The sequence below is a fragment of the Streptomyces yangpuensis genome (assembly GCF_001005295.1).
Classification (GTDB): Bacteria; Actinomycetota; Actinomycetes; order Streptomycetales; family Streptomycetaceae; genus Streptomyces; species Streptomyces yangpuensis.
Genome location: NZ_LBMK01000001.1, coordinates 784,391 through 807,101, shown reverse-complemented (window position 1 = coordinate 807,101; position 22,711 = coordinate 784,391). Strand labels below are relative to the sequence as shown.

The 22,711-nt window shown below is 72.4% G+C and carries 21 protein-coding genes; 9 read left to right on the top strand and 12 right to left on the bottom strand.

Annotation, left to right across the window (positions count from 1 at the left end; translation table 11 throughout):
• Positions 1-62: 62 nt before the first annotated feature.
• Positions 63-419: a HesB/IscA family protein gene (locus AAT21_RS03635; protein ID WP_030029080.1), complete on the bottom strand. Its 357-nt coding sequence runs from the start codon at positions 417-419 to the stop codon at positions 63-65.
• Positions 420-711: 292 nt separating this feature from the next.
• Here AAT21_RS03635 and nadA point away from each other — a divergent pair, with 292 nt between their 5' ends.
• Complete coding sequence (gene nadA, locus AAT21_RS03630) at positions 712-1,899, top strand: quinolinate synthase NadA (RefSeq protein WP_046775197.1); 1,188 nt, start codon at positions 712-714, stop codon at positions 1,897-1,899.
• Between the two features lie 107 nt (positions 1,900-2,006).
• Here the strand turns inward: nadA and AAT21_RS03625 are convergent, their stop codons facing one another.
• The 3 genes from AAT21_RS03625 to cobS all read right to left on the bottom strand — a co-directional run bounded on the left by AAT21_RS03625 (position 2,007) and on the right by cobS (position 6,938).
• A complete protein-coding gene (locus AAT21_RS03625; RefSeq protein ID WP_046775196.1) occupies positions 2,007-5,132 on the bottom strand; it encodes an efflux RND transporter permease subunit in 3,126 nt (1,041 codons plus the stop codon).
• A gap of 143 nt (positions 5,133-5,275) precedes the next feature.
• Positions 5,276-6,025: a response regulator gene (locus AAT21_RS03620; RefSeq protein WP_235438669.1), complete on the bottom strand. Its 750-nt coding sequence runs from the start codon at positions 6,023-6,025 to the stop codon at positions 5,276-5,278.
• A 91-nt stretch (positions 6,026-6,116) separates the two neighbouring features.
• A complete protein-coding gene (cobS, locus tag AAT21_RS03615; protein WP_046775195.1) occupies positions 6,117-6,938 on the bottom strand; it encodes an adenosylcobinamide-GDP ribazoletransferase in 822 nt (273 codons plus the stop codon).
• Positions 6,939-7,008: 70 nt separating this feature from the next.
• Between cobS and AAT21_RS03610 the strand changes: the two genes are divergently transcribed.
• Entirely contained in the window at positions 7,009-7,803 is a 795-nt protein-coding gene (locus AAT21_RS03610; protein WP_046775194.1) for a hypothetical protein, read from the top strand.
• Positions 7,804-7,909: 106 nt separating this feature from the next.
• Here AAT21_RS03610 and pspAA read toward each other — a convergent pair whose 3' ends face one another.
• Together pspAA and AAT21_RS03600 are read right to left on the bottom strand one after the other, a co-directional pair.
• Positions 7,910-8,188 (bottom strand): PspA-associated protein PspAA, encoded by a 279-nt coding sequence (gene pspAA / locus AAT21_RS03605; protein WP_046775193.1) that lies wholly within the window; start codon positions 8,186-8,188, stop codon positions 7,910-7,912.
• 13 nt (positions 8,189-8,201) lie between these two features.
• A complete protein-coding gene (locus AAT21_RS03600) occupies positions 8,202-8,996 on the bottom strand; it encodes a PspA/IM30 family protein (protein WP_079025409.1) in 795 nt (264 codons plus the stop codon).
• A 270-nt stretch (positions 8,997-9,266) separates the two neighbouring features.
• On the opposite strand from AAT21_RS03600, the gene AAT21_RS03595 reads away from it, so the two are divergent.
• Together AAT21_RS03595 and AAT21_RS03590 are read left to right on the top strand one after the other, a co-directional pair.
• Positions 9,267-9,875: a DUF3043 domain-containing protein gene (locus tag AAT21_RS03595; protein ID WP_107081211.1), complete on the top strand. Its 609-nt coding sequence runs from the start codon at positions 9,267-9,269 to the stop codon at positions 9,873-9,875.
• A 50-nt stretch (positions 9,876-9,925) separates the two neighbouring features.
• Positions 9,926-10,684, top strand: a complete 759-nt coding sequence (locus AAT21_RS03590) for a class I SAM-dependent methyltransferase (RefSeq protein ID WP_079025455.1) — start codon at positions 9,926-9,928, stop codon at positions 10,682-10,684.
• Between the two features lie 71 nt (positions 10,685-10,755).
• On the opposite strand, the gene AAT21_RS03585 is transcribed toward AAT21_RS03590, so the two are convergent.
• Positions 10,756-10,968 (bottom strand): hypothetical protein, encoded by a 213-nt coding sequence (locus AAT21_RS03585; RefSeq protein WP_046775189.1) that lies wholly within the window; start codon positions 10,966-10,968, stop codon positions 10,756-10,758.
• Between the two features lie 104 nt (positions 10,969-11,072).
• On the opposite strand from AAT21_RS03585, the gene AAT21_RS03580 reads away from it, so the two are divergent.
• The 5 genes from AAT21_RS03580 to AAT21_RS03560 all read left to right on the top strand — a co-directional run bounded on the left by AAT21_RS03580 (position 11,073) and on the right by AAT21_RS03560 (position 17,348).
• Entirely contained in the window at positions 11,073-12,278 is a 1,206-nt protein-coding gene (locus AAT21_RS03580) for a bifunctional adenosylcobinamide kinase/adenosylcobinamide-phosphate guanylyltransferase (RefSeq protein ID WP_046775188.1), read from the top strand.
• 115 nt (positions 12,279-12,393) lie between these two features.
• Entirely contained in the window at positions 12,394-13,449 is a 1,056-nt protein-coding gene (gene cobT, locus AAT21_RS03575) for a nicotinate-nucleotide--dimethylbenzimidazole phosphoribosyltransferase (RefSeq protein WP_200904331.1), read from the top strand.
• Between the two features lie 83 nt (positions 13,450-13,532).
• A complete protein-coding gene (locus tag AAT21_RS03570; protein WP_046775186.1) occupies positions 13,533-15,395 on the top strand; it encodes a phosphatidylglycerol lysyltransferase domain-containing protein in 1,863 nt (620 codons plus the stop codon).
• Between the two features lie 56 nt (positions 15,396-15,451).
• Positions 15,452-16,096, top strand: a complete 645-nt coding sequence (locus AAT21_RS38290) for a hypothetical protein (protein ID WP_046775185.1) — start codon at positions 15,452-15,454, stop codon at positions 16,094-16,096.
• A gap of 73 nt (positions 16,097-16,169) precedes the next feature.
• Entirely contained in the window at positions 16,170-17,348 is a 1,179-nt protein-coding gene (locus tag AAT21_RS03560) for a sensor histidine kinase (protein ID WP_046775585.1), read from the top strand.
• Between the two features lie 47 nt (positions 17,349-17,395).
• On the opposite strand, the gene AAT21_RS03555 is transcribed toward AAT21_RS03560, so the two are convergent.
• The 5 genes from AAT21_RS03555 to AAT21_RS03530 form a co-directional block, all read right to left on the bottom strand.
• Positions 17,396-18,391, bottom strand: a complete 996-nt coding sequence (locus tag AAT21_RS03555) for an aldo/keto reductase (protein WP_046775184.1) — start codon at positions 18,389-18,391, stop codon at positions 17,396-17,398.
• Between the two features lie 118 nt (positions 18,392-18,509).
• On the bottom strand, positions 18,510-19,766 hold the full coding sequence (locus tag AAT21_RS03550; RefSeq protein WP_046775183.1) for an MFS transporter: 1,257 nt from the start codon (positions 19,764-19,766) through the stop codon (positions 18,510-18,512).
• A gap of 241 nt (positions 19,767-20,007) precedes the next feature.
• The gene (locus AAT21_RS03540) at positions 20,008-21,087 is read right to left on the bottom strand and encodes a 3-oxoacyl-ACP synthase III family protein (RefSeq protein WP_235438668.1); all 1,080 of its coding nucleotides are present in this window, start codon (positions 21,085-21,087) and stop codon (positions 20,008-20,010) included.
• Entirely contained in the window at positions 21,084-21,788 is a 705-nt protein-coding gene (locus AAT21_RS03535; protein WP_046775583.1) for an HAD family hydrolase, read from the bottom strand. The genes AAT21_RS03540 and AAT21_RS03535 overlap by 4 nt, the downstream gene beginning before the upstream one ends.
• Before the next feature lie 89 nt (positions 21,789-21,877).
• Positions 21,878-22,684, bottom strand: coding sequence for a carboxymuconolactone decarboxylase family protein (locus AAT21_RS03530; protein ID WP_046775181.1), 807 nt, complete (start codon positions 22,682-22,684; stop codon positions 21,878-21,880).
• Positions 22,685-22,711 lie beyond the last annotated feature (27 nt).

Below are 22,711 nucleotides of genomic sequence, written 5' to 3'. Positions count from 1 at the left end.
GAGGGCCCGCCTCCGGTCGGATGCGACCGGGGGCGGGCCCTCGTCGTGCGTGCCGTTCAAGCTTAGCTGAACGAGTCGCCGCAGGCGCAGGAGCCCGTGGCGTTGGGGTTGTCGATGGTGAAGCCCTGCTTCTCGATGGTGTCGACGAAGTCGATGGAGGCGCCGCCCAGGTACGGGGCGCTCATGCGGTCCGTGACGACCTTCACACCGTCGAAGTCCTTCACGACGTCGCCGTCGAGGGAGCGCTCGTCGAAGAAGAGCTGGTAGCGCAGGCCGGAGCAGCCGCCGGGCTGGACTGCGACGCGGAGCGCCAGGTCATCGCGGCCTTCCTGCTCCAGCAGGGTCCTGACCTTTTCGGCGGCGGCGTCGGACAGGAGGATGCCGTCGCTCACGGTGGTCTTGTCGTCCTGTACGGACATCTGCATTCACTCCCGAAGTGGGCGGCTCCCCGCGGGACGCGGGGAAACGTCGGACTCTTGCCGTCGGTGGCAACGAGCGGGACCGCGGATTCATTCCGGGACCCGACGCTTGTTTCAGACATTCATGCTCGCACACCGCGTGCGGGGGTGGGCCCGGCGAATCGAGGGCTGATGCGTCACATTGACACTATCGGCATCGTCAAACTGACGTGAAGCGGTTATGATAGATAGCGTCAAGTAGACGAGAAGTCGAAGCGATGATCCTGAAATCCCTCGTCGCAGAACAGAAAGGGTGCGTGTCGTGACCACCGCCCAGCCGTTGGACGTCCAGCCGACGCCCCTTGCCCTGCTGCTGCTCGGCCGTGAGGCCGACCCCAAGAGCGAGCGCGGGGTGGAGTGCCCCGGCGACCTGCCCTCGCCGTCCGATCCGGACCTCGTGGAGCGCGCCCGGGCGGCCAAGGAGAAGCTCGGGGACAAGGTCTTCATCCTCGGCCACCACTACCAGCGTGACGAGGTCATCGAGTTCGCCGACGTCACCGGTGACTCCTTCAAGCTGGCCAAGGACGCGGCCGCCAGGCCGGAGGCCGAGTACATCGTCTTCTGCGGCGTCCACTTCATGGCCGAGTCCGCGGACATCCTGACCTCGGACGCCCAGAAGGTGGTCCTGCCGGACCTGGCCGCCGGCTGCTCGATGGCCGACATGGCCACCGCCGAGCAGGTCGCCGAGTGCTGGGACGTGCTGACCGAGGCCGGCATCGCCGGTGCGACGGTCCCCGTCTCGTACATGAACTCCTCCGCCGACATCAAGGCCTTCACCGGCAAGCACGGCGGCACCATCTGCACCTCGTCCAACGCGAAGAAGGCCCTGGAGTGGGCGTTCGAGCAGGGCGAGAAGGTGCTCTTCCTCCCGGACCAGCACCTGGGCCGCAACACGGCCGTCCGCGACATGGGCATGTCCCTGGACGACTGCGTGGTCTACAACCCGCACAAGCCGAACGGCGGCCTGACCGCCGAGCAGCTGCGCGGCGCCAGGATGATCCTGTGGCGCGGGCACTGCTCGGTCCACGGCCGGTTCTCGGTCGATTCGGTCAACGACGTCCGCGCCCGCATCCCCGGCGTGAACGTCCTGGTCCACCCCGAGTGCAAGCACGAGGTCGTGGCGGCCGCGGACTACGTCGGCTCGACGGAGTACATCATCAAGGCGCTGGAGGCCGCCCCGGCCGGCTCCAAGTGGGCCATCGGCACCGAGCTGAACCTGGTCCGCCGCCTGGCGAATCGATTCGCTGCCGAGGACAAGGAAGTCGTCTTCCTCGACAAGACGGTCTGCTTCTGCTCGACGATGAACCGCATCGACCTCCCGCACCTGGTGTGGACGCTGGAGTCCCTGGCCGAGGGCACCCTGGTCAACCAGATCCAGGTCGACAAGGAGACGGAGAGCTTCGCGAAGCTCGCGCTGGAGCGCATGCTCGCCCTCCCGTAGCCGGTACGGAGCGGACATACGAGGAAGGGTCGCCCCCGGCCGGGGGCGACCCTTCCTCGTGATTCCGGCCGCCGGACGGCGCGGGCCCCGTGGGCCCGCGCCACCGGTCAGACCTTGGCCGGGGCCTCCTCCGCCTGCTCCTGCGGCGGGACCGCCGTCAGGCGGGCGGCCTTCTTCGCGCGGCGGCGCTCCTTGCGGAGTTCCACCATCGTGTAGAGGGTCGGCACCAGGAGCAGCGTCAGCAGGGTCGAGCTGACCAGGCCGCCGATCACCACCACCGCGAGCGGCTGCGAGATGAAGCCGCCCTCGCCGGTGACGCCGAGCGCCATCGGCAGCAGGGCGAAGATCGTCGCCAGGGCCGTCATGAGAATCGGGCGCAGCCGGTGCCGGCCGCCCTCGACGACCGCCTCGACGACGCCCAGGCCCTGGGCGCGGTACTGGTTGACGAGGTCGATCAGGACGATCGCGTTGGTGACGACGATGCCGATGAGCATCAGCATGCCGATCATCGCCGGGACGCCCATGGGGGTGCCGGTGACCAGGAGCAGACCGAGCGCGCCGGTCGCGGCGAACGGGATGGACACCAGCAGGATCAGCGGCTGGACGAGCGACCGGAAGGTCGCCACCAGCAGCATGAACACGATCGCGATGGCCGCGAGCATGGCGAGGCCGAGCGAGCCGAACGCCTCGTCCTGGTCCTCGGAGACACCGCCGATGGAGGCGGTGGCGCCGTCGGGCAGGTCCAGGGCCTTGAGCTTCGTCTGGAGCTCGGCGCTGACCGCGCCGGTGTTGTCGCCCTGCGGGCGGGCGGTGATGGTCGCGGCGCGGGCGCCGTCGATCCGGGTCATCGCGACCGGGCCGGGAACCTCCTTGACCTCGGCGATGTCGCCGAGCCGGACCGGGCCGACCGGGAGCGCCTGCAGCTCGGCCAGGGTGGTGGCCGGCTGCGCGGACTTGATGACGATGTCCCGCTCGGTGTCGTCCAGTACGGCCTTGCCCGCCGGGTTGCCCCGTACGGCCTGGGCGACGAGTGCGCCGAGCGCGGCCTGGTTCAGGCCGGCCTCCGCCGCCCTGGGGGTGGCGGTCACCGAGATCCGGGGCACGGACTGGGACAGGTCGCTCTGCACGTCGGTGACGTTGTCCAGCTTCGCCACCTCGGCGCGGACCTGCTCGGCGGCCTTGGCGAGGACCTCGCCGTCGCCGGCCTTGACGACCACGCTGAGGTTCTGGCTGCCGAAGGCGTCGCCCGCCGCGACGCGGGTCTCGCCGATGCCGTCGAGGGCGGCGAGCTGCTCCTCGATCCGCTTCTTCACGGCCTCGGCGTCGCCGGCGTCCTTCAGGGTGACCTGGTAGGAGGCCTGGTTGGAGCCGGTGCCGCCGCCGAAGGCAGCGAGGAAGCCGGAGGAGCCGACGGTGACCTGGTGGCTCTTGACGCCGTCGACCGAGCCGAGGACCTTCTCGACCTTGCGGCTCGCCTCGTCGGAGGCGGCCAGCGAGGTGCCGGGGGCCAGCTCCTGCTTGACCGTCAGGAGGTCCTGCTCGCCCTGGTCGAAGAAGTTGGTCTTCAGCATCGGGGTCATGCCGAGGGTGCCGAGGAGGACGACCACCGCGATGGCCACGCTGGTCAGGCGGCGCCGGGTGGCGAAGCCCAGGACGCGTACGTAGAAGCGCTGGAGTCGGCTGCGCGATTCCTTCTCCTCGGCCTCGCGCCGGGCCTTGGCGGCGCTCTCGGCGTCCCCGGGCGTGACGCCCTTCGGGGCGCTGAGGAACCAGTACGAGAGCACCGGAACGACCGTCAGCGAGACGAGCAGCGAGGCCAGCAGGGCCGCGGTGACGGTGAGCGAGAAGGAGCCGAAGAGCTCGCCGATCATGCCGCCGGTGAGGCCGATGGGCAGGAAGACGGCGACGGTGGTGAGCGTGGAGGAGGTGACCGCGCCGGCGACCTCCCTGACCGCGGTGATGATCGCGGCCTCGCGCTCCTCGCCGTAGCCGAGGTGGCGCTTGATGTTCTCCAGGACCACGATCGAGTCGTCGACGACCCGGCCGATGGCGATGGTCAGCGCGCCCAGGGTCAGCATGTTGAGCGACAGGTCGCGGGTCCACAGCACGATGAGGGCGAGGACCACGGACAGCGGGATGGAGACCGCGGTGACCAGCGTCGAGCGCAGCGACGCCAGGAAGACCAGGATCACGATCACCGCGAAGAGCAGGCCGAGCATGCCCTCGGTGGTGAGGCTGGAGATGGACTTGGCGACGGCCGGGCCCTGGTCGCTGACCACGGTCAGCTCGGCGCCGGCGCCGAGGGTGGAGCGCAGCTCGGGCAGCTTGTCCCTGACGGCGTCGGAGATGGCGACGGCGCTGCCGTCCTTGTCCATGGTCAGGACGAGGGCGAGGCTGGGCTTGCCGTTGGTGCGGGTGATGGAGACGGCCCTGGCCGGCTCCTGCTTGACGGTGGCGACGTCGCCGAGGCGGACGGCCGGCTTGCCCGGGCCGGGGCTCAGGCGCAGCTCCTCGACCTGGGCGAGGGAGGTGAAGCCGTTGCCCACGCGGACGGTGCGGTTCTTGCCCGCCTCGTCGAAGGAGCCGGCGGGGACGGCGGCGCCGCCCGCCTGGAGGCCCTGGGCGAGGGCGGCGCCGTCGAGACCGGCGGCCGCGAGCCTGGCGTCGTCCGGGGTCACGGTGACCTGGAGGTCCTGGACGCCGTCGACGCTGACCTGGCCGACGCCGTCGATGTCCGACAGGACGGGTACGACGGACTTCTCCAGCTGGTCGGCGAGCGCCTGCTGGTCCTTGTCGGCGGTGACGGCCAGGACGACCGTCGGGATGTCGTCGGTGGAACCGGCCACGACCTGCGGGTCCACGTCGCCGGGCAGCCGGACGCGGGCCCGGTTGACGGCCTGCTGGACGTCGGCGACGAGCTGCTTGGTGCCGCTGTCGCCGTAGTCGAAGGTGGCCATGATGAGGGCGTTGCCCTCGCTGGCGGTGGAGGTGATGCCGGTGATGCCGTCGACGCCCTTGAGCATGGCCTCGATCGGTTCGACGACCTGCTTCTCCACCACGTCGGGCGAGGCGCCCTGGTACGGCGCGAGCACGGACACCATCGGGAGTTCGATGGAGGGCAGCAGCTGCTGCTTGAGCTGCGGGATGGCTATGGCGCCGAAGAGGAGCGCGACGATCGACACGAGGCCGACCAACGCCCTTTGGGCAAGGCTGAAGCGGGACAGCCAGGACATGGGTATGGGATCTCTCTGCAGTGACGAACCGAGGGCACTCCCACCCTGTCCCATGGGGCCGGGGCGTTTCGTCGCTCGCAGGTGCCGTCCTTATGTGCGGCATACCGCGTCTGTAGTACGCGGCACTACTCCGCTCCTGCCCCTCACTGCTCCACGCGGGGCCGGACAAGTCCCGATTCGTAGGCGATGACCACCAATTGGGCCCGGTCGCGGGCGCCGAGCTTGGCCATGGCCCGGTTCACGTGCGTCTTGACGGTGAGGGGGCTGACCTCCAGCCGTCCGGCGATGCCGTCGTTGGACAGCCCGGCGGCGACGTGGACGAGGACCTCGCGCTCCCGGACGGTCAGCGCGGCGAGCCGCTCCGCGTGCATCCCGGCCGAGGCGCCGGCGGCGGCCGGGTCGGCGCCCCCGCCCTGGGCGAGGAAGGTGGCGATGAGCCCCTTGGTGGCGGCCGGGGAGAGCAGGGCCTCGCCGGCGGCGGCGACACGGATGGCGTTGAGGAGTTCCTCGGGCTCGGCGCCCTTGCCGAGGAAGCCAGAGGCGCCCGCCCGCAGCGCGGAGACCACGTACTCGTCCACCTCGAAGGTCGTCAGCATCACCACGCGCACGGCGGCGAGTTCCGGGTCGTCGCTGATCATGCGGGTGGCGGCGAGCCCGTCGGTGCCGGGCATCCGGATGTCCATCAGCACGACGTCGGGGCGTTCCCGCCGGGCGAGCGCGAAGGCCTGCGCCCCGTCGGAGGCCTCCCCCACGACCTCCATGTCGGGTTCGGAGTCGACGAGCACCTTGAAGGCGCTGCGCAGCAGGGCCTGGTCGTCGGCGAGCAGCACCTTGATGGGCCCGGTGGGCGTGCCGGGCGCGGCGGAGGGCAGGTCCGTCGGAGTGTGGTCCACGGGGTGAGCGTACGCGGGCCGGTTCCGGGCCGGCCGCGAGCCCGTCGGGGCGGTTCCGGGCCGGCCGGGGTCCCGCCTCGCCGGAGGTGCCTCAGCCGAGGGCGAGGACGATGAGCGCGGTGGTCGCCGCGACCTCGGCCAGGGCTCCGAAGACGTCGCCGGTGACCCCGTCGAAGCGGCGTACGCAGCGGCGGAGCAGGACCTCCGCGACGAGCAGGGCTGCGAGGACCGCCGCCGCGGACCGGGCCGCGGCGGGCAGGCCGGCCGGGAGGGCGGCCGCCGCGGCGGCGACGGTGACGAGGGCGGCGAGGGCGGCGGCGGCCGGGCGCGGGACGACCCCGGCGACCGCGGCGCCGAGTCCTTCGGGCCGGGCGGGCGGAACGCCTTCGCGGGAGGCGAGGGTCATGGCGAGGCGGGCCGTGACGGCGGCGACGACGACGGCGAGGGCGCCGCGGACCCAGCTGTCGGCGAACAGCTCCGCAAGGGCGGCCGTCTGCACGAGCAGGACGATCACCAGGGCGATCACGCCGAAGGGCCCGATGTCGGACTTCTTCATGATGCGCAGTGCCTCGTCGGCCGGTTTGGCGCTGCCCAGGCCGTCCGCCGTGTCGGCGAGCCCGTCGAGGTGCAGACCGCGGGTCAGGGCGGCCGGTACGGCGACGGTGACGGCCGCCGCGAGCAGCGGTCCCCCGCCGAGCAGCAGGAGCAGCGCTCCGGGGACGGCCGCGAGCACGCCGACGACCAGTCCGGCGAGCGGGGCGCAGGCCATTCCGGTGCGGGCCGCGGGGCGGTCCCAGCGGGTGATGCGGGCGGGCAGCACCGTGAGGGTGCCGAAGGCGAAGCGGACGCCGTCGGGGAACGAGGCACGTTCCGCGGGCGGCGTCGGGGTCGGTTCGTCGAACGAATCTGTCATCGGCGCGAACGCTACCCGCTCGGAACGGACGGTAAATTACCCATTACGGTCCAAACAGGGAGTCAGTGGGATGGGTCACTGGTGGTATCGGAACATCATCGAGCCGGGGAAGCTGCCCATGCTGCTCGCCCTGATCTCCTTCGTGATGTCGTTCCTGGTCACCCGTGTGATCACCCGCATGATCCGGGCGGGGCGGGGCCCCTTCAAGAACGTCACTCCGGGCGGCCTGCACATCCACCACGTGGTGCCGGGCGTCATCCTCGTGATCATCGGCGGGTTCGGGGCGATCGGCAGTGCCCAGCACGGCTTCGGCTCCGCCCTCTCGGCCGTGATCTTCGGGCTGGGGGCGGGTCTGGTACTGGACGAGTTCGCGCTGATCCTGCACCTCGACGACGTCTACTGGAGCGAGCAGGGCCGCAAGAGCGTGGAGATCGTGGTGGTGACGGCCGCGGTGGTGGCGCTGGTCCTGGGCGGGTTCGTGCCCTTCGGGGTGAACGACCTGTCGCCCGAGGAGCGCCAGAGCCGCGGGCTGGTCATCATGAACGCGGCCGGCAACTTCTGTCTCGCCCTGATCGCCCTGTGGAAGGGCAAGGCGCGCACCGCCCTCTTCGGCGTCGTCATCCCCTTCGTGGCGCTGGTCGGCGCGATCCGGCTGGCCCGGCCCGGTTCTCCGTACGCGAAGCGGTTCTACGTGAACCGGCCACGCGCGCGGGCCAAGGCCGGGCTGCGGGCCTTCCACCACGACCGGCGCTGGACGCGGCGGCGCCGCAGGTTCGAGGACTTCATCGGCGGCACCCCGGACCCGCGGCCGGTGTCCCCGGAGAAACCGCCGGAGCCGGAGAGCCCGCCGACTCGGCGGGACTGAGCACACGACGACGGGCCCTCCCCCTGCCCGGGGAGGGCCCGTCGTCGTGTCGGTGCGTCCGGCCGGTCCGGCCGGTCCGGGGACTCCGGTCCGGGGCCGCCCGCCGTCAGCCCGGGATCAGGCCGTCGTCGCTGAGCATCTCCCGGACCTCGTCGAGGCTCGCGTCGGGCGCCGGCAGGATCAGCTCGGACGGCTCCAGGGCGTCGTCCGGGAGGGGCTCGCCCAGCCGGCGGACCGCTTCCAGCAGCGCCCCGAGGGTGCGCCGGAAGCCGGCCTCGTCACCGCCCTCCATCTCCGCGAGCAGCTCGTCGTCCAGCGAGTTGAGCTCGGCGAAATGACCGTCGGCCACGTCCAGCTGGCCTTCCCCCATGATGCGAACGATCATGACGGGCCCCGTCCTACTGCTTGTCGAACCGGTGCTGGGTCTGAGGCTGCTGGGCGTTGCCCTGGGCGCCGCCCTCAAGGGCCTGCTGCTGCGCGGACGGGCCGCCGGCCAGCTCCGCCTTCATCCGCTGGAGTTCCAGCTCCACGTCCGTACCGCCCGACAGGCGGTCCAGCTCGGCCTGGATGTCGTCCTTGGAGCCGAGGCCGCTCTGGTCGTCGAGCGCGCCGGAGGCCAGCAGCTCGTCGATCGCACCGGCGCGGGCCTGCAGCTGGGCGGTCTTGTCCTCGGCCCGCTGGATGGCCAGGCCGACGTCGCTCATCTCCTCGGAGATGCCGGAGAAGGACTCCGCGATCCGGGTCTGGGCCTGGGCGGCGGTGTAGGTGGCCTTGATGGTCTCCTTCTTCGTGCGGAAGGCGTCCACCTTCGCCTGGAGCCGCTGCGCGGCCAGCGTCAGCTTCTCCTCCTCGCCCTGGAGGGTCTGGTGCTGCACCTCCAGGTCGCTGACCTGCTGCTGGAGCGAGGCGCGACGGGACAGGGCCTCACGGGCCAGGTCCTCGCGGCCCAGGGCGAGCGCCTTGCGGCCCTGGTCCTCCAGCTTGGCGGACTGGCCCTGCAGCTGGTTCAGCTGCAGTTCGAGGCGCTTGCGGGACGTCGCCACGTCGGCGACGCCGCGGCGCACCTTCTGCAGCAGTTCGAGCTGCTTCTGGTACGAGTAGTCGAGGGTTTCGCGCGGGTCCTCGGCCCGGTCAAGGGCCTTGTTCGCCTTCGCGCGGAAGATCATCCCCATACGCTTCATGACACCGCTCATGGGCTTCGCGCGCCCCCTTCTAGACGGACTGTGCTCCAGATCACCGACAGAACCCACAGTACGGGCCCTGTCTCCATTACCGCACTGTTCGAGGACGGATGCGCTCCTCCTCCAGGACGACTCTGCCCGCCCCGTATCAGGCGTGAGGAGTAGATGAGCCCCGGCCGTACGGAGGCGGGCCCGCCGCTCGGACCGTGCACAGGGAAGGACGCCCGCCGTTGCCGGATCGTTCCCCGCCGGGGTGGGGCCCGTGCCCGCAACCACGTAGGCTTGGGTTTTGTGTTTGGTAGCCGCTCCTCCAAGGAAGAGAAGGCCGCCGCCACCGACAAGGTGAGCGCCGACCTCTCGCAGCCCCGTGACCCGCAGGCCCCGAAGGGCCGCCCTACGCCGAAGCGCTCCGTGGCCCAGTCGCAGCGCAAGGCCGTGGTGGCCTCGACCGGCAACCGCAAGGAGGACGCGAAGCGAGCCCGCGAGCGTCGCCGCGCCGAGATGGCCAAGCAGCGCGAGGCGCTGGCCAACGGCGACGAGCGGTACCTGCCGACCCGGGACAAGGGTCCCGTCCGCAGGTTCGTCCGCGACTTCGTGGACTCCCGCTTCTCGGTCGCCGAGATGTTCCTGCCGCTGGCCGTCGTGATCCTCGTGCTCAGCATGGTCCGCCAGCCCGCGATCCAGAACATCGCGCTGCTGCTGTGGCTCGCCGTGATCGCGCTGATCATCCTCGACTCCATCGGTCTGGTGTTCCGCCTGCGCAAGGCGCTCACCACGCGCTTCCCGAACGAGCCGCGCCGCGGCGCCGTCGCCTACGGCCTCATGCGCACCCTGCAGATGCGTCGGCTGCGCCTGCCGAAGCCGCAGGTCAAGCGCGGGGAACGGCCCTGAGCGGAGGGACGCCCGGCGCGTCGGGGGAAGGTTTTGCCGAGGGGGCACGGCTGTGGCTCGAGGGCCTGGGCGGACTGCGCAACGCCGTCCGTCAGGAACTCGTGGGCCGACAGGTCGACGAGCAGATCGCGCAGCGCTTCCCCGTGGGGCAGCGGCTGCGCGTCCTCGATGTCGGCATGGGCCAGGGAACCCAGGCGCTGCGCCTCGCCCGCGCCGGGCACATGGTGACCGGTCTGGAGCAGGATCCGGGGATGCTGGACGTCGCCCGTGAGGCGCTGGCCGTGGAGCCCGCCGGGATCCGGGACCGGGTCAAGCTGCTGGAAGGGGACGGGCGCGAGACCGGCGCCCATTTCCTGCCGGGCAGCTTCGACGTGGTGCTGTGCCACGGGGTGCTGATGTACGTGCCCGAGCCGGACGCCATGCTCGCCGGGCTGGCCCGGATGCTGGCCCCGGGTGGGCTGCTGTCCCTGCTGGTGCGCAACGGCGACGCGCTCGCCATGCGGCACGGGCTGGACGGCGACTGGCAGGGCGCGCTGGCCGCCTTCGACAGCACCGACTACACGAACCGGCTGGGCCTGGACGTCCGCGCCGACCGGCTGTCGGAGCTGACCGCGACGCTGTCGGGGATCGGCGCGCCGCTGCAGGCCTGGTACGGCGTACGCGTCTTCACGGACGGCACCGAGGCCGGCGAGGTGCTGCCGCCCGACGAGGAGCTGGAGCGGCTGCTGGCCGCCGAGGACCGTGCGGGCCGCAGCGATCCGTACCGCGGTGTCGCCGCGCTGCTGCACCTCTGCGGAGTCCGGGGCTGACCCCGGTCCGTTCGGCCCCGCCGGGTCTCCGGCGGGGCCGAACGGTCACAGGGGCCGGTCGCCCCGCGGGGTCAGGCCTCCATGGCGGAGCGCAGGCTCATCGTGTAGAGCTCGGTGCCGCCGTCGTCGGACAGCTTCACCTGTTCGGTACCGCCTTCCAGCAGGTCCTTCCAGTACTCGCCGATCCAGGACTCCGCGTCGCCCTGCGTGGTGAACTCCTCGGGTACCACCGACGGGCTCGTCTCCGTGCCGTCGGCCGTCTCGAACCGCCACGTCCACGCCATGTCCGCCTCCGTTGCTCGTCCGCTGCTCACACGCTTCTCACCTTGAGTGTGCCCGCAGAGTAACCGGGCGCGCAGCAGTCTCCGCGACGCGGGAGGATCATCCTGTGGAACTCACTCTGCTCGGCACCGGTACCCCCGAGGGGCTGCCCCGTCCCGGCTGCCCCTGCGCGGCCTGCGCCGCCTGCGTCGGTACGCGCTCCCGCGCCGCCACGGCGGTCCTCGTCGACGGGGCGCTGCTGCTCGATCTGACCCCCGGTGCGGTCATGGCCGGCGCCCGGGCCGGGCATTCCCTGACCGGGGTGCGGCAGGTCCTGCTGACCCATCCGCACGACGGGCCCGCGGTGGAGCTGCCGCCGGGGCTGCCGACCGCCGGCCGGGTGCCGGACGGGCAGGAGCTCTCGGTGATCTCCGGGCACCGGGTGCGGGCGGCGGCGATGGACGCTCCCGGCACCGGGTACGAGGTGACCGGCCCGGACGGCGGCCGGCTGCTGTACCTGCCGCCCGGTGGGGCGCCCGCGGGGACCGCCGGGCAGAACGGGCAGCGCCCGTACGACACGGTGCTCGCCGACGTGCTGGGCCGGCCCGAGGCGCTGGCCCGGCTGCGGGCGAGCGGGGCCGTCGGCCCGGCCACCGACGTGATCGCCGTCCACCTCGACCACGATGTGCCGCCGGGCCGCGAGCTGGAGCGCCGGCTGGCGGCCGCGGGGGCGCGGGCGGTGCCGGACGGGACGACCGTGCTCGTCGGGGCGTACGACGCGGTGCCGGACCTGCCGCGCCGCACGCTGGTGCTGGGCGGGGCCCGCTCGGGCAAGTCCGTAGAAGCGGAGCGGCGGCTGGAGTCCTTTCCCGAGGTGGTCTACGTGGCGACCGGGGGCACCCGGGACGGTGACGCGGAATGGGCGCGGCGGGTCGGCCTGCACCGGGAACGCCGGCCCGCGACCTGGCGGACGGTGGAGACGTGCGAGCTGGTCCCGCTGCTCGCCGACGACGGGCCGGCGCTGCTGATCGACTGTCTGGCGCTGTGGCTGACCGACGCCATGGACCGGGCCGGGGCCTGGGACGACGAGGTCTGGGCGGAGCGCGGCCGGGAGGAGCTGGAGGACCGGGCCGCGGCTCTGGTGGCGGCCGTGCGCACGACCCGCCGCCAGGTGGTGCTGGTGAGCAACGAGGTGGGCTCGGGCGTGGTTCCGGCGACGGCTTCGGGCCGGCGTTTCCGTGACGAACTGGGCCGGCTGAACGCGCGGGTGGCGGGCGAGTGCGAGCACGTCCTGCTGGTCGTCGCGGGGCAGGCCGTCGTCCTCAAGGAGTAGGCCCCGCCGGGCTGTTCACCGGGATGCTGCGCGTCCCGGAGGGGCCGGAACCGGCCGGAGCCGCCGAGGCCTGAGGGAGGGCTTCACCGGCTGTACTCTCTGGCAGATGAGCACGCTGAATCTCGACGACTTCTCCGATCTGATCGAGCGCCCCGACGGGGGCGTCCGGCGTGATGCCGAGGAACGCCGTGAGCGCCTCGCCGTGCCGCCGGGGGCGCTGGGGCGGCTCGACGAGCTCGCCGAGTGGCTCGCCGCCGCGCAGGGGCAGGTCCCGGTCAGGGCGATCGAGCGGCCCCGCGTGGTGCTCTTCGCCGCCGACCACGGGATCGCCGCCCAGGGGGTCTCCGCCCGGGCCGCGGCCACCGGTCACGAGCTGGTGCGGGACGTGCTCGACGGGTCCAGCCCCGTCGCGGTCCTGGCCGGCCGGTTCGGCGCCACGATACGGATCGTCGACGCCGGGCTCGACTGCGAGCCCGGGCTGCTGCCCGAGGACGTCGTGGCGCACCGCGTCCGGCGCGGCAGCGGGCGCATCGACGTCGAGGACGCGCTGACGGTCGAGGAGGCCGAGGAGGCGCTGCGGCTCGGTATGCGGATCGCCGACGAGGAGGCCGACTCGGGGACCGACCTGGTCGTCCTCGGCGACCTGAGCGTCGGCGGGACGACCGTGGCCGCGACCCTCGTCGCCGCCCTGTGCGGAACGGACTCGTCGGTGGTGACGGGCCGTGGCGGCCGGCCCATCGACGACCTGGCCTGGATGCGCAAGTGCGCGGCGATCCGCGACGCGCTGCGCCGGGCCCGTCCGGTGCTGGGCGACCAGGTCGCGCTGCTGGCGGCGGTCGGCGGTGCGGACGTGGCGGCCATCACCGGATTCCTGCTCCAGTGTGCGGTGCGCCGTACGCCCGTCATCCTCGACGGTGTTGTTTCGGCCGCGTGCGGACTGGTGGCGCAGCGGGCCGCTTTCCGGGCTCCGGACTGGTGGCTGGCGGGTCAGGCGAGCGGCGAGCCGGGTCAGGCGAAGGCACTTGACCGAATGGCGCTCAACCCCGTGCTCGATCACGGCGTCACAGTGGGTGAAGGCACCGGGGCATTGCTGGCTCTTCCCCTCGTCCAGGCGGCCGCCGCACTCGCGGCGGAGCTTCCTGAACGGGCGGCCGAGGAGCCGACGGAATGAGCCGCCGGGGCCCGCGGTCCTGACCAGACCGCGGTCCCCGACCGCACCATCACGGACAGCGACGCCCCATATGATCGCTTTTTATGGGAGAGGTCCGTTTGACCAGCGCAGAGACCGACCGCACCGCCGTACCGGCGACCGGTCCGTCATCCGGCAGGAAAGAGACCGGCGGGGACGCCGGCAAGGCGGCGGGGGGCGGCCGGGAGACCGGTCGGGGGAGCGCCCGCTCACAGCGCGGTGCCGCTTTCGCGGTCTGGTACCTGCGCGTCGTCACCTTCATCAACTTCCTCAGCGCGGTGTGGGTTTCGCTCGGGCAGGACCTGCGGCGCCACAACATCGAGGACTTCTACACCCCGTACATGCTCACCGCGGGCTTCGCGTCGGGCCTGTTCACGCTGCTGCTGGCTGTCACCCTCGGCCGCCGCAAGCGCGCCTCCTGGATCCTGAACCTCGTCCTGAGCGGCCTCCTCGCCCTGCTGCTCGCCTACGCCCTGTTCGCGTACGAGGAGATCCGCGAGCACCCGCAGAACTGGGTCTCGCTGGCCCTGACCGCCGCCTTCACCGGCGCCCTGCTGCTGGGCCGCCACGAGTTCTACGCCAAGGGCGACCGCTCCAACCCGGCCTTCGCCGCGGCCGTCGCCGCCGTGGGCCTGCTCGTCACCTCACTGGTCGCGGCCCTGCTCGTGGGCGCCGCCGACACCGCCCCGGACAGCTCCGGCGTCTCCTTCCTCGAACGCTGGAAGTACGGCGTGATGCGGCTGATCACCCTGGCCCCGGACGACCGGGCCTCCGCGGTGATCGCCCCGCCCGGCTGGGTGGACGTCTTCATCAACGTCATGTCGATGCTGCTGCTCCTCGCCGTGCTGTTCGCCGCGTTCCGTTCGCGCCGCGCCGTCGACCCGATCAGCGAGGAGGACGAGGAGCGGCTGCGGGCGCTGCTGGCCCGCCAGGGCGACCGCGACTCGCTCGGCTACTTCGCGCTGCGTCGCGAGAAGTCCGTCATCTGGTCCCCCACCGGCAAGGCCGCCGTCACCTACCGCGTCGTCGGCGGGGTCTCGCTCGCCTCCGGCGACCCGATCGGCGACCCGGAGGCCTGGCCCGGCGCCATCGACCCGTGGCTGGCCGAGGCCCGCGAGCACGGCTGGGTTCCGGCCGTCATGGGCGCGAGCGAGGAAGCCGGGCAGATCTACGCCCGGCACGGCCTGGACGCGCTGGAGCTCGGCGACGAGGCGATCGTGGAGACCGCCGACTTCACCCTGGAGGGCCGTGCCATGCGCACCGTCCGGCAGGCCTACAACCGCGTCAAGCGGGCCGGGTACACGGTCCGTATCCGCCGCCACGCCGACATCCCCGCCGAGGAGATGGCCGAGCTGGTGCGCCGCGCCGACGACTGGCGCGACGGGGCCACCGAACGCGGCTTCTCCATGGCGCTGGGCCGGCTGGGCGACCCCGCCGACGGCCAGTGCGTGATGCTGGAGTGCACCGACGGCAAGGGCGACCTGCGGGCCGTCCTGTCCTTCGTGCCGTGGGGCCCGGGGGGCCTGTCGCTGGACCTGATGCGCCGGGACCGGGACTCCGAGAACGGCCTGATGGAGTTCATGGTCATCGAACTCCTCGAACGCTCCAAGGAGATCGGGGTCACCCAGGTCTCGCTCAACTTCGCGATGTTCCGGTCGGTCTTCGAGCGCGGGTCCCGGCTCGGTGCCGGCCCGGTGCTGCGGATGTGGCGCTCGCTGCTGAGCTTCTTCTCCCGCTGGTGGCAGATCGAGTCCCTCTACCGGGCCAACGCCAAATACCGGCCGATCTGGGAACCGCGGTTCATGCTCTTCGAGAAGAGTTCGGACCTGCTGCGGATCGGTGTCGCGGCCGGCCGGGCCGAGGGGTTCCTGGAGGCCCCCGGCCTTCCGAAGTGGCTGCACCGCAGACACCTGGAGACCCGCCGTTGACAGCGCGGAACAGCAGCACCCCACTGCGGCGGTTCGCCCGCCGCGAGTGGGGCCCGATGTTCTGGACCGTCCGGGACGCCCTCGCCCGCGACACGTGGCGGGCGATCCCGATGACGCTCGGCGCGGTCTGCCTGACCTCGGTCTTCCAGATCGTGCAGAACACCTCGTGGGGATTCCAGCCGGTGCAGAACCTCGGGTCGGTCAAGGCCGTCGACCCGTTCTGGCTGGCCCTGCTGCGCACTCCCCTGTCGCTGTTCGTCCCGGCCCTCGACCTGCCGGTGTGGGGGGCGCTCGCGCAGATACTGCTGGTGTTCGGCATCGCGGAGATCTGCCTCGGCCGGTGGCGCACGCTGGTGATCGGCTACGTCGCCACCCTCGCCGGGACCACGTACGCGCGGATCGGCGTCGCGCTGGGCCCGGAGCACCCCTTCGGTCTGCCGGTGTCCGACCGCGTCGTCAACGACACCGGGCCCTCGGCTGCCGTGGTCGGCCTCGCCATCTACCTCTGCTGGCGCCACCGGGCGTACCTGACCGGCGCCCTGGTGATCCTCGCGATGACCGGCGAGGTCCTGATCAATAACAATCTCGCCGGCAAGGAGCACCTGGCGGCCATCGCCGCCGTCATGGCCGTGTGCGTGGTCCGGGCGCAATGGGGTCCGGTGCGCTCCCGCGTCCCGCTGGGGCAGAGCCCTCCGCCCTGAGGGCCGGGCCGGCAGGCCGTACCGTATCGGGGTGACGACAGACCTCGGGCGGTTCGCCCCCACCCGGCAGTGGATGCGGGCCCATCCGCTGGCCACCGACGCCGTGCTGGCGTCCGGCGCGCTCGTCGCCATGGTCGTCGGCTCCTTCGCCGACCCGCACGGCCCGCACGGGCCCACCTTCGGGACCCGCACCCCCGAACCCTTCTCCCTGCTGCTGATGCTGCTCGGCTCGGCCGCGCTGGTGTTCCGGCGCCGGCAGCCGATCGCCGTGCTCGCGGTGACCTGCGGGCTCTCGCTGCTGGAACTGACCACCGGGGAGCCGCGGGCGCCCGTCGCCATGTGCACGGTGATCGCCCTGTACACGGTGGCTGCCCTCACCGACCGGCCGACGACCTGGCGGATCGGCCTGCTCACCATGGCGGGCCTGACCGGTGTGGCGATGCTCGCCGGGCCGCTGCCCTGGTACGCGCAGGAGAATCTCGGGATCTTCGCCTGGACCGGCATGGCCGCGGCCGCCGGGGACGCCGTACGCAGCCGGCGGGCCTTCGTCGACGCCATCCGGGAGCGGGCCGAACGGGCCGAACGGACCCGCGACGAGGAGGCCCGGCGGCGGGTCGCGGAGGAACGGCTGCGGATCGCCCGGGACCTCCACGACGTGGTCGCCCACCACATCGCCCTCGTCAACGTGCAGGCCGGGGTCGCCGCACACGTCATGGACAAGCGCCCGGACCAGGCCAAGGAGGCGCTGGCGCACGTACGGGACGCCAGCCGGTCGGCACTGAACGAGCTGCGGGCGACCGTGGGCCTGCTGCGGCAGTCCGGTGACCCGGAGGCGCCGACCGAGCCGGCGCCGGGGCTGGGCGTCCTCGACGAGCTGGTGGACACCTTCCGGCACGCCGGGCTGCCGGTGCAGGTGATCGTGCAGCTGGACTGCGGTACGGGCCCGCTGCCGGCCGCGGTGGACCTGGCGGCGTACCGGGTGATCCAGGAGGCGCTGACCAACGTGCGCAAGCACGCGGGGCCGGGGGCGCGGGCCGAGGTGAGCGTGGTCCGGGTCGGCCCGTCGGTGGAGGTGACCGTGCTCGACGACGGCGGTGAGGCGGCCGACGCGGCCCCGGAACCGGCCGACCCGGGCGGCGGCCACGGCCTCCTCGGCATGCGCGAACGCACCGGCGCCCTGGGCGGCTCCTGCTCCACGGGCCCCCGCTTCGGCGGCGGCTACCGCGTCCACGCCATCCTGCCGGTGTCGTAGCCGGAGCGCCCATGTGCCGCTGCGCGGAGCTTCTCCCCGCCCCGCCCTCAGGTGTTGAGCAGGCGCAGCGCCGCCGGGGCGTAGCGTTCCCCGGCGACCGCGGTCGCCGGGACGGCCTGCTCCAGCTCGTCCAGCTGTGCGGCGGTGAGCGTCAGGTCGGCCGCTCCGGCGTTCTCCTCCAGGCGGGTGATGCGCCGGGTGCCGGGAATCGGGGCGACCTCCGGGCCACGGGTCAGCAGCCAGGCCAGGGCGAGCTGCACCGGGGTGCAGCCGATCCGGTCGGCCAGGGCCCGGACCCGTTCGACCAGGGCGAGGTTGCGCGTGAGGTTCTCGCCCTGGAAACGCGGGTCGGTGCGGCGGTAGTCGTCCGCGTCCAGCTGGTCGAGTGAGGTGAGGGCTCCGGTGAGCAAACCCCGGCCGACCGGTGAGTAGGGCACGAGTCCGATACCCAGCTCCCGTGCCGTGGGTGCGATGTGGGTCTCCACATCACGCTCCCACAGCGAGTACTCGCTCTGCAGGGCGGTGATGGGGTGGACGGCGTGGGCACGGCGCAGGGTGTCCGCGTTGACCTCCGACAGCCCCAGATGCCGGACCTTTCCGGCCGTGACGAGTTCGGCCATGGCCCCGACGGTCTCCTCGATCGGTGTGTCGGGGTTGCGGCGGTGCAGGTAGTAGAGGTCGATGGTGTCCACGCCCAGCCGGGCCAGCGACGCGTCGCAGGCCTGGCGGGCGTAGGCGGGACTGGAGTCGATGACGGCACCGCCGGCCGTGCCACCGGGCCCGATGCTGCGGATGCCGAACTTGGTCGCCACCACCGCCTCGTCGCGGCGGCCCTTGAGGGCCCTGCCGAGCAGTTCCTCGTTTCGGCCGGCCGCGTAGGCGTCGGCGGTGTCGAAGAACGTCACCCCGATGTCGAGGGCGCGCCGGATCGTGGTGACCGACTCGGTGTCATCGCTCGTACCGTAGAAGGCCGACATGCCCATGCAGCCGAGGCCGATCGCCGAGACCTGGAGTCCTGAGGTGCCGAAGGTGCGCTGGTGCATGAGGTGCAACTCCTTCGCTCCGGCCGCGTGTTCCGGCCGGGTCGTGGGTCGGGTGTTCGTGAACCGGTCGGAGGTCGTGAGCCGGCCGGCGTGAGTCGCGGTGGTCGCGATGGTGCGGTCAGGCGTTCGTCAGGGTTCCGGCGGGTGCGGGGTTGTGGGTGCGCGCGCTGCGGGCGGAGAGCAGCAGGGTGAGCAGGGCGCAGGCGGTCAGCACGGCGGCGGCGCCGGTCACGGCGCGCGGTCCGGCGGCGGAGTCCACGAGGAGGCCACCGACCAGGGACCCCACGGCAATGGCGCCGTTGAAGGCGGCCACGTACAGCGACGAGGCGGCGTCGGACTCCTCCTTGGCGAGCTGCAGCACCCAGGTCTGCAGGCCCACGGGCAGGGCCGCGAAGGCCAGGCCCCACAGGACGAGCAGAGTGATCGCCGCGGGCCGTGAGTCACCGAAGGCCCACAGCAGGGCGAGCGAGCCGGCCATCAGGACGAGCGCGCCCACCAGGGTGCCGTGCACCGAGCGGCCGACGACGGCGCCCGCGACGAAGTTGCCGGCGAATCCGGCGGCCCCGAAGACCAGCAGCAGCACACCGACCATGCCTTCGCTGATGCCGGTGACCTGCTCCAGGTACGGGGCGATGTAGGTGAAGGCGAGGAAATGGCCGATCATCACCAGCGCGGTGACCCCGACGGCGGCGCGCAGGCGGCCGTTGCGCAGGACGCGCGGCAGGGCGGCGAGGCTCCCGATGCCCTGGGCAGGCAGGCTGGGCAGCAGGAAAAGCACGGCGACCAGTACGACGAAGCCGATCGCGGCGACGGCGGCGAACGCGGTGTGCCAGCCGGACCGCTGGCCGATCATGGTGCCCAGCGGGACGCCGAGCACCGAGGCCAGCGAGATCCCGCCGAGGACGAGGGCGGTGGCCCGCACGGCGTGCCGCTCGGGGACCAGACGGACCGCGATGGCCGCGGCGATCGACCAGAAGACGCCATGGGCGAGCGCCACCAGCACCCGGGCGCCCAGGAGCATGCCGTAGGAGGTGGCGATCACGGCCAGCAGGTTGCCCGCGACGTACAGCACCAGGAGTCCGGCAAGCAGCCATTTGCGGTCGATGCGCCCGCACAGGGTGGTCAGCGGCGCCGCGGTGATCGCGGCGACGGCGGCGAAGCCGGTGACGAGGAAGCCGGCGGTGCCCACGGAGACGTCCACGCCCGCGCCGATGGACGGCAGCAGCCCGATGGGAAGTGTCTCGGTGGTGACGAAGGAGAACGTGCCCAGCCCGAGGGCTAGCACGGCCAGCCAGGCGCGCAGCGATGAGGCGCCGGAATCGGGCGCGACGGTGCGCTGTCCGCCCTGAGCGGGAGTGGTTGAGGTCTGTGTCATGGCTGTCGGTCTCCCTGGGGTAAAGCGTCGATCAGGCCGTCGGGGCCGGTTCGGGTGAGGACATGGGCGGAGGTGTCGCCGTCGGGCCGGGCGCGGGGACTCCAGCCGTGCGGGCACGGGCCGGCGTCCAGCACGTCGGGTCCCATCGACCAGTGGGCGATCGCGCATCCGGGCACGACGCACAGCGCGTCGGACACGGGGGCGGAGCGGAAGGCGTGGGCGGGGCCGAGAGGGAATCCGTTCACCGGGCGACGCTCCCGACGAGCTGCGCCGCTCGCTCGCGTGGCAGGTGCTTGGGGGACTCGGCGTCCCAGCGGATCAGGGCCGTGCCGACCCCCATGCCACCGCCGAAGCCGGCCAGCAGCACCAGATCGCCGTCCAGCAACGCGCCCGACCGGTTGGCCTGGTCGAGCGCGAGCGGTATCGAGGCGGCGCCGGTGTTGCCGTGCAGGTCGACCGGCAGGTGGGCCTGGGCGTTGGGCAGCCCGAGGCTGGGGATGACCTCGCCGACCATCACACCGTTGGCCTGGTGCGGAACGAAGTGTCCGACCGCGGCCGGATCCACGTCGTGCGCGGCCAGCACCCCTTGGACGGCCGATGGCAGGCGCTCGTTGACGAAGTCGCGGACCTCGCGCCCCTGCATCTTGAAGAAGTGCTGGCCGTTGGCGAGGGTGCCGGCCGAGGCGGGGTGGCGGCTGCCGCCCGCCTGGACCCCGATCAGCGCATGGAGGCTGCCGTCGGTGCTGGTACCGGTACCGACGATGCCGAATCCGGGCCGGGCCGGGCCGAGTACGACGGCTCCCGCACCGTCGCCGAACAGCACCGCGGTCTTGCGGTCGCTGTGGTCCAGGATCCGCGAGTAGACGTCCGCGCCCACGACCAGTGCGTACTTGGCCTCGCTGTGCTCGCTGATCCCGGCCAGCAGCTGCGCACCGGTCTGCAGGGCGAAGACGAAGCCGGCGCAGACGGCGTTGATGTCGAAGGCGGCGGCCTGCGTCGCGCCGATCCGGTCCTGCACCAGACAGGCCGTGGCCGGCTGCGGGTGGTCGGGGGTGGAGGTCGCCACGATCACCCAGGCGATGTCGCGTTCGGAGATCCCGGCGTCGTCCATGGCGGCCCGCGCGGCGGCGGTGGCCAGGTCGGAGGTCGCTTCGTGCGGCGCGGCGTGGCGGCGCTCGCGAATGCCGGTCTTGCGGACGATCCACTCGGGGGTGACCCCGGCCCGTTCGGCGACCTCGGAGTTGGGCACGATGTCGCTCGGGAGGTACGAGCCGGATCCGACGATGCCGATGTCTGACGTCGCTGGTGAGTACACGGTCACAGCTGGTGCTCCAAAGGAGTGGAGGAGGGCCGGGCGTCGAGCAGGGCTCGCAGCACGGGGTCGTCGCCGACCGCGACCGGGTGGCCGACGCATTCGAGCATCGGCAGGTCGGATGGGTGATCGCCGTACGCGTAGCAGTCCCGCGGGTCGATCTCCGGCCGGGCGGCGAGGAACCGGCGGACCGCGACCGCCTTCTGCGCACCGATCATCGGGGTCTCGATCAGCCCCGTGTAGGTACCGTCACCTACCGGGCCGGCCGGGCCGTCCGCCTCGGCGAGAGGGCGGCTGCACAGCAGGTGCCCGGCGCCGACGGCCCGTGCGATGGGGTCCAGGCAGGCGGGGAACGAACCCGAGACCAGGACGATTTCGGCACCGGCCTCGCGGTGGGAGCGCAGCGCGTCCCGGGTCGTGTCGATGAACAGACCGTCCGCGGCGCGGTCCGCGAACCAGCGCTCGCCCCAGGCGGCGATGGTGGCAACGGATTCACCCGCGTAGGCGGCGTAGTAGGCGCGGTTGATCTCCTCGCGCGGCGTGCCGGCGTCGGCGGCCCGCCGGAAGCCGGCGAGGAGCCGGTCGTGCTCGGCCGTCCCCGCGACACCGTACCGGCCGGTCAGGTGGTACCGCAGGAAGTCGAACATGCTCTTGCAGTGGATCAGGGTCTCGTCCACGTCGGCGAAGACAAGGTAGGAACGAGAGGTCATGACGGGTCCCTCCTTCTGATGCGGGATCTGGCTCCGGGGCCGCCGCGCGGCGGTGGCGGGCTCGGTGGCGGGCGCGGAGGCGGCGGCGGTCATCGCGTGCGGAAGACGTCGCGCGCCGCGTTGAGGCCGTTCACGGCCGCCGGGACACCGGCGTACACGGCCATCTGCAGGATCGTCTCGACGGCGTCCTGCGGTGTGCCGCCGGCGTCGAGGATCGCGTGTACCTGTGCCGTGAGCTGCGGCCGGAGCGTGCCCAGGGCGGTGCAGGCGGCCACGGAGACGATGGCGCGTGTGAGCGGGTCGAGACCGCCGCGCGACGTGACGGGGTCGAGGTGGCCGAAGGCACTCTCGACGAGATCGTCCGCGAGGGCCGGATCGAGGGCGCGCACGGAGGCCAGCACCTGCTCGCAGAAACCGCCGTCGCCGCCCTGGGCCCGCAGCGTTCGCAGCCCGCGCTCGGACCGTTCGGCGGACGGCACGCCCGCGCCCTCGGCGACGAAGACGGACCGGACGACGCCCAGCGCCTTCAGCGTCGCGGGGAAACCGGCGTAGCCGCTCAGCCACAGAACCGTTTCGACGATCTCGCGGCGGTCGCACCCGACGTTGCGTGCGCCCCGTACGTGGAACTCCAGCTGCGGGGCGGCGTTGCCCAGCGCGGTGAGTGCCGCGACGGTGACGAGCTGGCGGGTGGGCAGCTCCAGGCCCGGGCGGGAGCAGATGTCGCCGAAGGCGAAGCCGACGACCAGCTCACCGAAGCCGGGGGCCACGTCCTGGAAACCGTCGAGGATGCCGGGCCGCTCGGTGGCCTCGATCCGGCGCAGCGTCCGCAGCCCGCGCTCCATGCGGTCGTCGTCGTTGTCGTTGCCGTGCTCGGTGCCGGGGCGGGGGGTGCTCATGCCGGGGTTCCTTCCTGGTGCGGTGTG